Here is a 13,754-nt window from a genome sequence, read left to right as displayed (position 1 = left end):
ACTGCTTTTTTTTATGAGCTATTTCTCATGACTCAGCTTTTGGGGAAGTTTAGCTGTCACAGCAAGACGGATTGTTTCTTATGTCTCAGAAGACTTTCTTTTGCAAAACCGCCGATTTCCTCTAGAATAAGAAGCATAACAGAGAAATGGAAAAGGCGGGGAATGGATGAAAGATTATTTTGCGCAATACAAACGCCTGTTATCGATCGCTGAAGCAGGTTTGTACTATGGCAAAGATGTGTACGATAAGGAACGATACCAAGAAATCAAAGAGTTGGCATTGCATTTGATGAGTACCGTCGTGGATCAAGACGCAGCTGCGTTGACCCTCTTAACAGAAAAAAATGAGGGGTATCCTACACCTAAAGTCGACGTACGAGCATTGATCCAAAAAGACGAAAAAATCTTGCTAGTGGAAGACAGCCTGACGAAAGAATGGTCACTGCCGGGTGGCTATGCAGAGATTGGCTTGACGCCTCGGGAAAACATCAAAAAAGAAGTGCTGGAAGAAACCGGTTTGCTAGTAGAGGTGAAGGAGCTGCGAGCAATTTTTGATACGAATCTAAGACAAGACATTCCGCAAGTGTTTCAATACTATAAGTTGGTCTTTGAATGTGAGGTTCTGGCAGGGGACTTTATCAAAAACAGTGAAACCTCCAACAGCGATTACTTTGCGTTGAACGAGTTGCCAAAGCTTTCCATCAAGCGCACCACCAAGGAACAGCTGGAGCAATTGGTGAATGAGAAGTCGTTACACGTTGATTAGAAACAACTAAGGGTAAGATGTTGGAAAAAGCGTTTTATTGGTTTTTTTAACCGGATAATATTTACTTGCAGATAAAGTTGGTTTATGATTGATTTCGTCGTTTTCATTATAAAAAAATCAAGCAATGGCGACACCTTTGCTTGATTGCTGGAGGAGTAAAAATGAAGAATCAAATCAATTCCTTTTTTGGGCTAGATACCTTACAAACAACGGTCAAACGAGAAATCTTAGCTGGTTTCACCACCTTTATCTCAATGGCCTATATTTTATTCGTCAATCCAACGGTCCTCGGGGCATCTGGGATGGACGAAGGTGCCGTCTTTACAGCAACGGCGTTAGCCAGTGCATTGGGCTGTATCTTGATGGGGGTTTTAGCAAAATACCCGATCGCTACAGCACCCGCATTAGGGATCAACGCCTTCTTTTCTTATTCAGTTTGTATTGGAATGGGGGTTCCATGGCAAACAGCATTAGCGGGTGTGTTTGTGGCATCACTGATTTTCATCGTGATCACGATCTTCAAATTAAGGGAGCTGATCATTGATGCGATCCCTGCTGATTTAAAATACGCCATCTCTGGCGGGATCGGTCTGTTCATCGCCTTTTTGGGACTGAGCGAAGGCGGGATCATCGTTTCCGACGATTCGACCCTTGTGGCACTAGGCTCATTGAGTGTCGGTACGACGTGGCTGACGATTTTTGGTCTAGTGATCACTGCCGTCTTGATGGTTCGCAGAGTTCCTGGTGGAATTTTTATCGGGATGGCCGCAACAACTGTTTTAGGTCTTTTGACTGGCTTGATCCAAGCACCATCCAGTATCGTTTCTGCTGCACCAAGTATTTCTTCCACATTCTTAGTGGCGCTAAACCATGTAGGAGACATCAACTCCCTGCAAATGTGGGTCGTAGTACTGACTTTCTTACTCGTCACTTTCTTTGATACCGCAGGCACCTTGGTGGGGCTTGCCAACCAAGCAGGCTTCATGAAAGACAACAAAATGCCGCGGGTCGGCAAAGCACTTGCTTCTGACTCCACCGCCATGCTCGCCGGTTCTTTATTAGGGACCTCACCAGTAGGGGCGTATGTGGAATCTTCCGCTGGGATCGCCGTGGGCGGTCGTTCTGGCTTGACTGCTGTGACGACTGGAATTTTCTTCTTGTTCGGCTTGTTCTTTTCACCATTGCTATCCGTTGTCACTTCTCAAGTGACGGCACCAGCACTGATCGTCGTAGGTGTATTGATGGCGCAATCGCTGCGAGAGATCAAATGGCACGAAATGGAAATCGCAATCCCAGCCTTCTTGATTCTATTAGGCATGCCGTTGACCTACAGCATCTCCGATGGGATCGCCTTGGGCTTCATCTTTTACCCAATCACCATGTTAGCAGCCAAACGCGGCAAAGAAGTCTCACCGATCATGTACGGCTTGTTCTTTGTCTTTCTTGGGTTTATGTGGATTTTGAATGTGTGATAGAGGCGTTTTAATGTAAACTTAGGATTGGATTTCTACTAATGAAAAACCAGCTAAGCGTGGCTTAACTGGTTTTTTTATTATATGTCGCTTGCTATAAAGATGTTCAGAATCCAATAATGGTTTACTATCCGTGGTTTATCTGCTGACGAATCATGGCGGTGTATTGCTTAAAAAATATGCTCAATGATCTGATCGATCTTCGCCATAGCTTGTAAAGGGAGATTTTAGTTTCTCTACCATTCATTGATTGTAAGATTACTTTGAAGTGAAGCTTCATTCCAAAACCGCCCAACCCAACAATTTTTACGCAAAACCTGCGCTTTTCTTTCAGTTATTGTTATAATAAAAGAAAATACAAAGGTGGGAAATCATGACAACGATCAAGGACATTGCTGAAAAGGCGGGAGTAGCGAAAAGTACGGTTTCCCGCTATCTGAACAATGGCTATATCAGTGAAGAAAAGCGCAAAAAAATTGATCAGATCATTGCTGAAACTGGTTATCGCCCCAATACATTTGCTCGATCGCTGAAAGCCCAAGACACGAAATTGCTGGGCGTGATCATTCCTCGATTGAATTCGCCCTCGACAAATGATGTGTTAAAAGGGATCGATACGACGGCTCGGGAAAACGGCTATCAAATGCTGATCACCAACTCTGATCAAAGCGATGAACGGGAACTAGAAAATATCGAAATGCTAGTCAAACAAAAAGTAGCAGGGATGATCCTTTTTGCGCGCAAAATCACGCCGCAGCTGCAAGCGGTGCTGGCAGAGGTTCCTATGCCTGTTTTATTGTTAGGTCAACAGTTAGCTGGCATTCATTCCATCGTCCATGAAGATTATCAAGCTGGCAAAACCATGGCAGAATATGCAGTCAGCGCTGGCCACCGACGTTATTTATTTGTTGGTGTCAGCGAAAATGATTATGCGGTAGGTGTCTTGCGGAAAAAAGGATTTCTTGATGTCTTGGCACAAACCCCCAACGTCAAAGTCGACTTTATCGAAACGTCTTTTTCAAGAAGAGAAACGTACCAAAAAGCCCTTGTGTTCTTGAAAGATCAACCGGCAACGTACATCGCCTGTGCTACCGACAATATTGCTGTTGCTGTATTGAAAGCCGCCCATGAACTAGGGTATCAAGTGCCGCAAGACTTTTCCTTGAACGGCTTTGGCGGCTATGATTCGACGGATTATGTCTATCCGACCATCACAACGACCCAATATCCCTATGTCCAATTAGGCATCGATGCCGTCTTAACAATCCAAAAACTGACGCAAGGGGAAGAGGTTCCTGAAGTGATCAAATTGCCGAATCGATTAGTGGTCAAACAGTCGACTGCCAAGCGTGAAAAGCAGGAGAAATAAAGCAAATATTTTTAGAGAAAACAGGACGACCATTTGCGGCGTTCTGTTTTTTTATTTTCTTTGCTTGCAATTGCAAACGGTTTCTGTTAATCTACAGATGTAGAACCGGTTCCACAAATGAACCGACGATCAAAGGAGTGGGAAAAATGAAGGAACAAAAAACGATCGACCAAGTGTTAGAAGCTGTTGGCGGCAAAGAAAATGTCAAAAACTTTGAACACTGTGCCACACGTTTGCGCTTGATTTTGAAAGACGATCAGTTAGTAGATAAAGACAAAGCGGAAGCAGTTGAGGGCAGCAAGGGCTATTTTTTCAACACGGGACAGCATCAGTTCATTTTTGGAACAGGAAAAGTCAATGAAGTTTATCAAGCCTTCGCAGCAGAAATGGGCAATGACGCCTCCGCTGATAAAGCTGGCTTCAAAGACGATGTCTATTCGAATCTGTCACCCGTCCAAAAAATTGTCCGCACGTTGTCAGATGTCTTGGTGCCATTGATTCCAGCTTTGGTAACGACGGGGCTTTTGATGGGGATTCGGGGATTATTGACTGAGTTGGGGGTCACCTATAGTGCTGACTGGTTAGCCATGTTTGAAATGTTAACGGATACAGCGTTTGCCTTTTTACCTGTTTTGATCGCCTATAGTGCGACGAAAAAATTCGGCGGTAATCCGATCATCGGGATCGTGGTAGGATTGATGATGGTGGCACCGCAATTGCCTAACGCTTGGGCAGTTGCCAGCGGGGATGCAGAGCCACTGCACTTATTCGGTTTATCGATCTCTGGGTATCAAGGGTCGATTTTTCCAGCAATTATTGTCGGGATCTTAGTTTCTAAGCTAGAAAAATGGTTCCGTAAATTTGTTCCGCAAATGATGGACTTGATTGTGACACCATTCTTAACGATCGTCATTACTTTAGGTTTGATTTTATTTGCGTTAGGACCAATCTTGCAAGTAGCTGAAAGAGCAGTCATCAACAGTATCGTTTACTTGGTGCAAGCACCATTGGGCATCGGTTATATCATTTACGGAGGGGTTCAGCAAGTGATCGTGATCACTGGATTGCACCATTCGTTAAGTATTATTGAGTTAGGGTTATTGAATACGACAGGCGAAAACGTCCTACAAGTCTTAGGTACAGCAAGTATGGCGGGACAATTTGGGGCTGCGATCGCTGCGGCATTTATTTATAAAAACAAAGTCAAACGCTCAAATGCCATCAGTGCGGCGGTTCCAACCTTATTTGGGATCACGGAACCTTTACTGTTTGGGGTCAACTTACGCTCAATGCGGATTTTTGGCGCAGGCATGTTGGGGGGCGCAGTCGGCGGGTTTGCGACGTATGTCTTCCAATTAGCTGCCACTGGGATGGGCATCACTTTTATTCCAGGACTATTGTTGTATACTGGAGATTTCGGTGCCATGCTGAAATACGTCGTCGTGATTTTGATTGCCTTTGCAGTCGGTTTTGCTGGTGTCCAATTGCAGCGCAAACCGCTAGCCAAAGAGTTGAACCAATAAATAATCCCTTGCTGTTCATCGGCAAGAGAAAAGAGGTACCGCATTGTTAACGAAGGAATACTGGGCACAGCTTGCCCAAACACAAAACGAATTAGCAGAAAAAATCAGTGCTGATGCGTGGCGCTTGAACTATCATTTGATGCCAGAAACAGGATGGATGAACGACCCGAATGGTCTTTGCCAATTCAAAGGCGTGGTTCATTTTTACCATCAATATGTACCGCAAACGCCCCATGGCGGGGAACCACCTCACTGGGGACACAAAACGTCGACGGATTATGTCACGTTTCAAGAAGAAGCGCTGTTTCTTTCTCCCGAACACGACTATGACAAAGACGGGGTCTACTCGGGCTCTGCCTTTATCGAGAATGACGCGATCCATTTCTTCTATACTGGGAATGTCAAACATCCTGGTGATCATGACTATACCTTTAGTGGACGAGAACAAAACACGGTCCATGTAATCAGCAAAGACGGCTATACCGTCGAAAAGCAAGAAGTCGTGATTCCTCATGAGCACTACCCTGAAGGATTTACCGATCATATTCGTGACCCAAAGGTTTTTGCCCACGAAGACACCTACTATATGCTGCTAGGCGCGCGTACGTTGGAAAACGAAGGGAAAATTTTGATTTATGAATCGACGGATTTAAATGAATGGACCTATCGAGGAATCTTTTTCGGTGAGGACTATGCTCTAGGCTACATGTGGGAATGCCCAGACTACTTCCATTTAGATGGCAAAGATGTGTTGGTCTTCTCACCGCAAGGCTTGGCAGCCAAAGAACATGCCTACCAAAATATTCATCAATCAGGGTATCTGATCGGTGAGGTGGATTGGGAAACCCTGACGTTTAAAGAAACTTCTGCGTTTCGTGAACTTGATTATGGGTTTGACTTCTATGCCCCGCAAACCTTTGAAGATGAGCAGAAACGTCGGATCTTGTGGGGCTGGATGGGGCTAGGGGATACCAGTCCTGAATACAGCAATCCTACGATCCCTCGCGGCTGGCAGCATGCCGCAACGCTGCCAAGACAGCTTTCGGTCAAAAATGACCAGTTGTATCAAGAACCTTTGCCAGAATTCCAAAAATTGCGAGACAAGCAAGTCAGCCAAAAAATTGTGCTTTCAGAGAAACCGCAGCACTTGTCTTTCGATGAATTGGCATATGAGTTGCAAGTTACGGCGGAAGCCCCATTGCAGCAGTTCCAGCTTGGGCTTTTGCAAGATACAACTTTGGCTTATAAAGCTGGTGTCTTCACGATCCATCATGGCGTTTCTGGCTACGGTCGTAAACAGCGCAGTGTCAAGGTCGATGAACTGACGCAGCTGCAGATTTTTGTCGATACGTCTTCGATTGAGATCTTCCTAAATGGCGGGCAATATTGTTTGACCTCTCGCGTGTATCCAAAACGGACCGAGGCGATCGCTCTCAGCGGAACCGGCACGGTTACTGTCAATGCTTGGGCATTGGCGAAAAAATAAAGCAACGATCCGAAAACGACAGCAAACAGTTGGTTTTTCTTGTTGCACCCCCAAGAGTCAGCTTTTTCTCTGGCTTTTAGAGGGTGTATCATACCAACTATTTTGCTGTCGTTATTTGCTTGTTACTGCTTTTGTTGGTTTTGGATAAAGGTCTGCAGTGCAGGTGCATCGATCCGATAGCCGTCAGCAGTTTTTGTGACTAGTTTTTGCGTTTTGAAATCTTTTAAGGTATACGTCAAATGGCGATAGCTCACGCCTAAGTATTCTGCGGTCTCCGTCAATTTTTCTTGAAAAAGATCATCGATCGAAGCTTCCAACAGTAGATGAGCAAGGCGCCAAGCTAAGGGATAGGTTTGATTGACGGAAAAATGATCCATACGCAGCAGCAATTTTTCACCGATAGTTTTGCCTAGTGTTTGTACGAAAGCCAGGTCTTGCATGAGCCCGTGAGCTGCTGCTTGCATCGGAATGCCCAGACATGTTGTTTCACCGATCGCAACCACGGTTTTCGGTACTGTTTCGGCGCCAATCAACGTGAGATCGCCAATGCAATCACCAGAATGGAGAAACTGCAGCAAGGCACGTTTGCCGTTTTCTTGCGTTTGAATGATCTTGGCTTTGCCAGTCAATAGGACGAAAAAAACCGACATCGGCACCGTTTCTTTTTGGATCGCTTCTCGATGATCAAAGGTCCAGAGGGCACTTTGTTGTAAAATCTCCTCAGGAATCGGCAAAGGGCAGCTTTCTTTGATTGGTACCTGCTTTATTGCCAAGGCATAAGCGGTTTTTTTCACTTTTTTCCTCCGAACTAGGAGAAATCTCCTATTTGTTTTTAGTCAGTATAGCACATACTTAGAAAAGCAAAAAAGAAAGTGTGGGAGAAAAAATGAATAAAAAGCAATGGATAGGATCAGGGATTTTTTATGGGCTGAGTGCATTCGGGATCAGCTTGACCATTAAAGCAGGCGTTGGGGTCAGTAGTTTTAATGCCTTGAATGTCACGCTGGCAACGATGTCAGGAATCAAAGTCGGCACCATCACAACAGCCATCAACTTGGGCTTTCTAGCTGCCTGTTGGCTATTGGATCGGCGGCAGACGCCCCTCAAACAAAAAGGCAGTGAGTACTTGATTATGTTTTTCGCTTTGCTGGCTTTCGGCTATTTGATCAATGGCTTTGTTTACTACTTCTTGGCATCGCTGCACTTGACGAATTATTGGAGCCAACTAGCTGCTTTGATCGGTGGGATCTTGATTTCTGGAACGGCGACGGGGCAAGTCCTACGGTTGCAGGTCTTGAAATTTCCAATCGAGCACTGGTGTCATTTGCTGGCGCAACGCAGTCGTTGGACATTTAAGCAGTACCGTTATGGCGTTGATGCAGTCTGTATTTCGGGGGCGCTCTTGCTAGCAATCAGTTTGGGCTTACCGCTAGCGGTGAGGGAAGGGACGGTCATTAGTTTCTTTTTGCTGTCAGGTGCCATCGCTTGGTCGAAGGAACGTGATTTGACTTTGGGAATACCGACTCGGCAAAAGCGTCAAGGGTAAATCCTTCAACGCCTTTTGATCTTACGCATCAAATTGCACAGTGATCCCAGATTTCGTCAATTGTTCCCATTCACGGATCGTTGGCAAGCGACCTTGGCAAAATAGCTGATCGTCGACATACACGAGTGGCAGACAGCTGCGGCCATTGCTTGCTAATTGCTGCTTGACGGCTTGATTCGTATGAAAAGGGGCAGAATCTTCTGTAAAGAAGTATTCGTCGATCGTTAAAGGTTCGTTATGGAATGTTTGATGAGCCTGGGTCCTTTCTTCATTTATTTTTAACTGGTGAGTCAAGTGTGCTTCCCAAGTATCTTCTTTCTGGTCGGCATAAACCGCGATCGTTGGCATTGCATCAAATCCTTTCATGGCAGCTGATTTGTCAAAAGTATACCTGAATTTCTTGCCACGAGCAAAAAAGAGTATCAAAAAGAAGTGAAACAACAAAAAAAGACGCAAATGCGTCTTTTTTGTTGTTTCTTATTCGTCAGCGGGTAAAAAATCGAAATTGGTCAACTCGTTGTAAGAATACGCTTGGTCGATTTGACCCTTGTCTTTCGTCCAAGCAATGATTGCGTCGAATTGCTCTTGCGGCACTGTCTGGGCATACGGATAGTCTTCCTGGCTGTCTAAGTAGGTACTCATAGCATCGGGAAATTGATAGTCTGCCAAGATATCGGCATAGTCTTTTGCTGAATGAGCATTCATGTAATCGATGGCTTCGTTGTAAGCAGTGTAGAATGCTTTTAGGTCTTGCGGGCGATTTTGGATAACTTCGTCCATAAATTGCAGTGTGCCGCCTTTGATGCCAGCATCTTTAGAGCTGCCTAAAACAATCGCCCCTTGGGCAGCCAACATGCTGGCTTGCGGTTCCGTATAAACAGCGCCATCGACTTGGTCATTGAGCAATGCTTCGGAACGGGCAGAAAAAGAAGCGATATCCACGATGTCATAGGTAAAATCATTTTCCTGTGCAAATTGGTCCATGATGTATTCTAAAATGAAATTCGGTACAAGGGTGATTTTTTTATCCGCTAACCCTTTCATCTCAGTGATCCCTGAATTCGGTGAAGCGAGAATCTTGAAGTTTTCCAAAATATCAGAAGTGATCGTCATATCAATGCCGTTTTGCTTAAAGGTCGCTTCTGTCATGACATCGCTGATCGTACCATCCAGCTCGCCTGCCTGCACCGCCACATTGCGGTCATTCGGGGAAGTGAAGGATTTGAGTTCCACAGTCAATCCTTGCTTTTCGAAAAAGCCTTCTTCTTTTGCTAGAATGATCGGAATCGCTGATTCTGCTGGTAACACCCCGATCGTCAATGTTTGATCTGTGACCGCAGCTTCTGTACTGCTAGTGCTGGAATTGCTGGTACTTGCTGTTTCGCCAGTGTTACCGCAGGCGGCAGCGCCAACAGCGAATAGTGCTAGGATACTTGCTAAAATCGTTTTTTTCATTGGTTCATTTCCTCGTTTCTAAATCGTTGTTCAAAAGCAGCCATTGGTAGTGAGAACGGGATGACTGCCCGATGGAGTTCCATGGGCTTGGTTTGTGCCGTGTTGATACCTGGTTTGGTGGTAAATGCTAGAACGAAGCCTTCCTTTTCCAAGGTAGCGATCGTCTGCGGATCATAAAAGCCAAAGGGATAGGCAAAAACATCCTTGATGGGCACGTGCTGATTGCAGCTTCGTAAGTCTTGCGCAAAGGCTGCCGGTGTTTCCCACATTGACCGCCCTTGCTGGTCCTTGCGTTCGTGAAAATGAGCGGTATGATTGGCATATTCGAAGACATCGCTCATTTCGGCTAATTCGGCACTGCTCAATGTCCGCGAAACTTCTGGTTCGTAAGGCTGAGGGGCATCAAAAAGCCAGCCGATCACGACAAAGGCAGTGGCCTTGAAACCAGCTTCCTTCAACAGTGGGTAGGCATATTCTTTCATTGATTGATAACAGTCGTCAAAGGTCAGCAACACGGATTTTTCTGGTAGCGGCTGCTGCCGGAAATAAAAATCTTTGACTTCTGCAAGGGTCAACGTATGGTAATTTTCTGCTTTCAAAAAGTCGATTTGTTGTTTAAAATGAGAAGTGCTATTGAATAAGGGCAGAGGCAAGGCATCTTGATAGCCGTCTGCGACTTTGATCGGGCGCACCTGATCATAAAGTTCTGCTTCGGGACGTATTTCATGAAATACGAGGGTCTGAAACATCATAAACCATCCTTTCTTATCAATCACGCAAAAAATAGTATAGCATAAAATGTGAAAACCAACACAAATAATTTTAAGAAAGAAGTTTATTCTCTGATGAGTATTCGATTCGATTCCGTTTCCTTTACGTATGGGGAAACCGTCATTTTTAAGGATCTTTCGTTTTGTTTTGAACAAGGAACGACCTATGTGCTGCTGGGAGAATCGGGGATTGGCAAAAGCACGCTTTTATCCTTGATCAAAGGGTTGCAGCGACCGCAATCAGGCACGATCACTTACCAAGGCTGTTCCCCTGACAACATCGAGGTCGTTTTCCAAGAACTGCATTTGTTTCCTTGGCAAACAGTTTACCAAGCACTGGAAATGCCGCTGCTTATCAATCAAACACCCAGTGAGAGCCGTAAAAAACGGGTCACAAGCTGTTTGGCGGAGTTGGGATTGACGCAGGTGCAGGACCGCTATCCACATCAGCTTAGTGGCGGTCAAAAACAACGGACCGCCATGGGGCGGGGACTGATCACACAGCCCGATGTTTTATTATTGGATGAGCCGACTGCTTCACTGGATCAAGAAACCAAAGCAAACGCACAAGTCATGATCGCTGCTCAACAGCAGCGCAGACAAAACAGCTTAATCGTGGTGACCCACGATCCAGAAGAGGCAGTGTTTTTGGGGCAGACGATTTTGTTGCTAAAAGATCAGGACGTTACGCCGATCAGTAATCCATTTTACGGCAGCCAGCTGGAACGAGACTCGTTGGCTTTTTATGAAGTCGTCTTGCAGTTGAAAGAACAAATGAGGGAGGCGAGGCAATGAAACCCATCAAATCTTTTGCTTGGGGCTTCTGTTCGTTTGTCGTGGTTTGGTGGGGAGTAAGCTGGGTGACCAACAATCGCTCACTGCCTAATCCTTTAGAAACGGCCGAACGTTTTTGGGCACTGCGAGAAGTCTTACTGATCCACACAGGTGCCAGTTTGCTGCGGGTATTTGCGGCGTTGAGTGGGGCGTTGCTAGTCGGGGTGCCGTTAGGAATCTTGATTGGGCGATCCCAAAGAGTGGATCGGCTGCTTGGTCCACTGCTTTACTTTTTATATCCGATTCCTAAAGTTGCGTTTTTACCTGTCTTTATGATTTTCTTTGGCTTAGGCAATCTCTCAAAAATTCTCTTGATTTTTGCGGTGATCGTCATTCAAGTGATCGTCTCGATTCGTGATGCAGTCACGAAGATCCCACCAGCGTATTTTCAGGTCATGAAAAATTATACCAACCAATGGCACCATGTCTTGCGCTTCGTTATTTTGCCCGCGCTCATGCCAGCACTTTTTGCCAGTGTGCGGGTCAGTATCGGGATCGCGTTGGCGTCCCTCTTTTTTGCCGAAAACTATAACACGACGTATGGTGTCGGCTATCTGATCTTAAGTGCGTGGTCAAAAATGGACTACCCACAAATGCTTTCGGGTATCCTCCTGATTGCTTTGATGGGCTATCTGCTTTTTGCCAGTATCGATTGGTTGGAAAAAGTGGTGTGCCGTTACCGACAATCTTAGAAAAGAATGATCGATTGATAAATGTTTGCGGCAGTTCGTGTATTTTTGAACAAAATGATTTATACTAAGGATATCTTATTGAGAATCATTCTCACTGAAAGGAAGACCTTACTATGAAAGAAATCGATCTGTCAAAAACGCTCTATGAACTTGTGGCACAATACCCTGAAATACAAGAAATCATGAGTAAAATAGGGTTTACGGCGATCAATCAACCAGGGATGCTACAAACTGCTGGACGTTACATGACGATTCCCAAAGGGGCTCAGATGAAGAAGATCCCCTTGGAAAGGGTTTGTCTCGCTTTCGAAAAACAAGGGTTTCTTGTGAAAGGAGCGACGAAATGAAAACTAACAGTCAAAGACAAGAACGGATCGTCGAAATACTGAGTTTGCTTCACCAAGGCGGTTCCTTTGAAGAAGCTAAACGCTTGTTTAACGAAGAATTTGATGGTGTGGATGTGACGGAGATCACTGCTGCTGAAAAAGCTTTGATCCAAACGGGGTTGGACCCTTCTGAGATTCAGCGTTTGTGCAATATTCATGCTGCTGTTTTTAAAGGATCGATCAATGAGATCCATCACTCCAATGAAGAATATGGGCAACCAGGCCATCCTGTGCATACTCTGAAATTGGAGAACCAAGTCCTGCAATCCTTGTTGACCGATGAGATCGATAGCCTCTTAGCTAAAATAAAAACCGGTGATTGGACGCCTAAAAAGCGTCTAAAAGCTGCCTGCAATGATTTAATGCAGATCGACAAACATTATGCGCGAAAAGAAACGTTGATTTTTTCTTACATGGAGAAGTACGGCATCACTGCACCGCCAAAAGTGATGTGGGGTGTCGATGATAATATTCGGGTCATGATCAAAGCGCTCAATGAGCTTTTGGCTTCCGAAAAAACTGCCTATAATCCGATTGCTGTCCAATGGGAAGCGGTCAAAAACGAAATCGAAGAGATGATTTTCAAAGAAGAAGAAATCATGGTGCCAATGACGCTGGATGTCTTCAGTCTTAAAGATTGGGAACAAATTGCGGCTGACAGTTTTGACATCGGCTTTGCCTTTATTCCAGAACCGCTTCCTTGGAAACCGAGCCAAGAAGCTCTTGAAAAGGAACAGGCGGCAGAACCCGCAAGGCAAGCGGCGATCAAACAAGCCCAAGAAACAACCGCCGGCATCGCAGCCGGTTTAGGATTCGATGAATTTCAAGTCATAGAAACGGAAAATTCGCCGCAAATTGCTGAACAGCCGACCCTCTCATTGCCTACTGGTAATTTGCAATTTGAACAATTGGTGGCGATTTTTCAAACGTTGCCAGTGGACTTGACCTTTGTAGATAGTGAAGAGCGGGTGCGCTTTTATTCAGAAGGCAAGAGTCGCGTCTTTCCACGAACGAATTCGGTTTTAGGCCGTGAAGTCGTCAACTGCCATCCACCGAAAAGCATGCATCTCGTGCAGCAGATTTTGGATGATTTTCGCGCGGGCACACGGGAGACTGCTGAATTTTGGATCGATATGCGAGGCCGTAAAATCTATATTCGCTATTTTGCATTAAAAAATGAAGCAGGCATCTATTTAGGTTGTCTAGAAGTCACGCAAGACATTACGGAGATCCAAACAATCGAAGGGCAAAGCCGGTTGCTGGATCAGTGAGCAGTTTGGAGAAAGGCTGATCCGTGTCTATTTGAAACGAAGCAAAAAAAGAAAAATCAATAAAACGCTTGCAACGTTTCTAGAAAAATAGTATAGTAAAGGCAATCAAATGGGTAGTTACTGATAATGCAGGCTATACCTTTTTACGTGTGTATGGATCCTACACATGTATTAAGGTATCGCC

The 13,754-nt window shown here is 45.1% G+C and carries 14 protein-coding genes; 10 read left to right on the top strand and 4 right to left on the bottom strand.

What is annotated here, in order from left to right:
- The first annotated feature begins 166 nt into the window (after nucleotides 1–166).
- From IGK85_RS11350 to IGK85_RS11330, 5 genes are all read left to right on the top strand, one after another.
- Nucleotides 167–766: an NUDIX hydrolase N-terminal domain-containing protein gene (locus IGK85_RS11350; RefSeq protein WP_008379067.1), complete on the top strand. Its 600-nt coding sequence runs from the start codon at nucleotides 167–169 to the stop codon at nucleotides 764–766.
- 161 nt (nucleotides 767–927) lie between these two features.
- On the top strand, nucleotides 928–2,238 hold the full coding sequence (locus tag IGK85_RS11345; RefSeq protein WP_008379064.1) for an NCS2 family permease: 1,311 nt from the start codon (nucleotides 928–930) through the stop codon (nucleotides 2,236–2,238).
- A gap of 373 nt (nucleotides 2,239–2,611) precedes the next feature.
- Nucleotides 2,612–3,607: a LacI family DNA-binding transcriptional regulator gene (locus tag IGK85_RS11340; RefSeq protein ID WP_429972248.1), complete on the top strand. Its 996-nt coding sequence runs from the start codon at nucleotides 2,612–2,614 to the stop codon at nucleotides 3,605–3,607.
- Nucleotides 3,608–3,753: 146 nt separating this feature from the next.
- Nucleotides 3,754–5,130: a PTS transporter subunit EIIC gene (locus IGK85_RS11335; RefSeq protein ID WP_008379060.1), complete on the top strand. Its 1,377-nt coding sequence runs from the start codon at nucleotides 3,754–3,756 to the stop codon at nucleotides 5,128–5,130.
- A gap of 43 nt (nucleotides 5,131–5,173) precedes the next feature.
- Nucleotides 5,174–6,616, top strand: coding sequence for a glycoside hydrolase family 32 protein (locus IGK85_RS11330; protein ID WP_008379057.1), 1,443 nt, complete (start codon nucleotides 5,174–5,176; stop codon nucleotides 6,614–6,616).
- A gap of 122 nt (nucleotides 6,617–6,738) precedes the next feature.
- Here IGK85_RS11330 and IGK85_RS11325 read toward each other — a convergent pair whose 3' ends face one another.
- The gene (locus IGK85_RS11325) at nucleotides 6,739–7,410 is read right to left on the bottom strand and encodes a cyclic nucleotide-binding domain-containing protein (RefSeq protein WP_008379055.1); all 672 of its coding nucleotides are present in this window, start codon (nucleotides 7,408–7,410) and stop codon (nucleotides 6,739–6,741) included.
- A 92-nt stretch (nucleotides 7,411–7,502) separates the two neighbouring features.
- Here IGK85_RS11325 and IGK85_RS11320 point away from each other — a divergent pair, with 92 nt between their 5' ends.
- Nucleotides 7,503–8,162 carry a YczE/YyaS/YitT family protein gene (locus IGK85_RS11320; protein WP_008379053.1) on the top strand — a complete coding sequence of 220 codons (660 nt, stop codon included), beginning with the start codon at nucleotides 7,503–7,505 and terminating at the stop codon, nucleotides 8,160–8,162.
- A 21-nt stretch (nucleotides 8,163–8,183) separates the two neighbouring features.
- On the opposite strand, the gene IGK85_RS11315 is transcribed toward IGK85_RS11320, so the two are convergent.
- Genes IGK85_RS11315 through IGK85_RS11305 form a run of 3 tightly spaced genes read right to left on the bottom strand, consistent with a single transcriptional unit; the run spans nucleotide 8,184 to nucleotide 10,366 of the window.
- A complete protein-coding gene (locus IGK85_RS11315) occupies nucleotides 8,184–8,588 on the bottom strand; it encodes an arsenic metallochaperone ArsD family protein (protein ID WP_035006739.1) in 405 nt (134 codons plus the stop codon).
- A gap of 51 nt (nucleotides 8,589–8,639) precedes the next feature.
- Nucleotides 8,640–9,617 carry an ABC transporter substrate-binding protein gene (locus IGK85_RS11310; protein WP_005234681.1) on the bottom strand — a complete coding sequence of 326 codons (978 nt, stop codon included), beginning with the start codon at nucleotides 9,615–9,617 and terminating at the stop codon, nucleotides 8,640–8,642.
- Nucleotides 9,614–10,366 carry a polysaccharide deacetylase family protein gene (locus tag IGK85_RS11305; protein ID WP_008379048.1) on the bottom strand — a complete coding sequence of 251 codons (753 nt, stop codon included), beginning with the start codon at nucleotides 10,364–10,366 and terminating at the stop codon, nucleotides 9,614–9,616. The genes IGK85_RS11310 and IGK85_RS11305 overlap by 4 nt, the downstream gene beginning before the upstream one ends.
- A gap of 96 nt (nucleotides 10,367–10,462) precedes the next feature.
- On the opposite strand from IGK85_RS11305, the gene IGK85_RS11300 reads away from it, so the two are divergent.
- From IGK85_RS11300 to IGK85_RS11285, 4 genes are all read left to right on the top strand, one after another.
- Nucleotides 10,463–11,182, top strand: coding sequence for an ABC transporter ATP-binding protein (locus tag IGK85_RS11300; protein ID WP_008379044.1), 720 nt, complete (start codon nucleotides 10,463–10,465; stop codon nucleotides 11,180–11,182).
- A complete protein-coding gene (locus IGK85_RS11295) occupies nucleotides 11,179–11,913 on the top strand; it encodes an ABC transporter permease (protein ID WP_008379042.1) in 735 nt (244 codons plus the stop codon). The genes IGK85_RS11300 and IGK85_RS11295 overlap by 4 nt, the downstream gene beginning before the upstream one ends.
- A gap of 113 nt (nucleotides 11,914–12,026) precedes the next feature.
- Nucleotides 12,027–12,260: a DUF1858 domain-containing protein gene (locus IGK85_RS11290; RefSeq protein WP_008379040.1), complete on the top strand. Its 234-nt coding sequence runs from the start codon at nucleotides 12,027–12,029 to the stop codon at nucleotides 12,258–12,260.
- On the top strand, nucleotides 12,257–13,570 hold the full coding sequence (locus tag IGK85_RS11285) for a DUF438 domain-containing protein (protein ID WP_008379038.1): 1,314 nt from the start codon (nucleotides 12,257–12,259) through the stop codon (nucleotides 13,568–13,570). The genes IGK85_RS11290 and IGK85_RS11285 overlap by 4 nt, the downstream gene beginning before the upstream one ends.
- Nucleotides 13,571–13,754 lie beyond the last annotated feature (184 nt).

The organism is Enterococcus sp. AZ015 (assembly GCF_050499225.1).
GTDB classification, from domain to species: domain Bacteria; phylum Bacillota; class Bacilli; order Lactobacillales; family Enterococcaceae; genus Enterococcus_D; species Enterococcus_D entomosocium.
The sequence above is the reverse complement of the archived record's forward strand: the minus strand, read 5'-3'. Positions and strand labels throughout refer to the sequence as shown.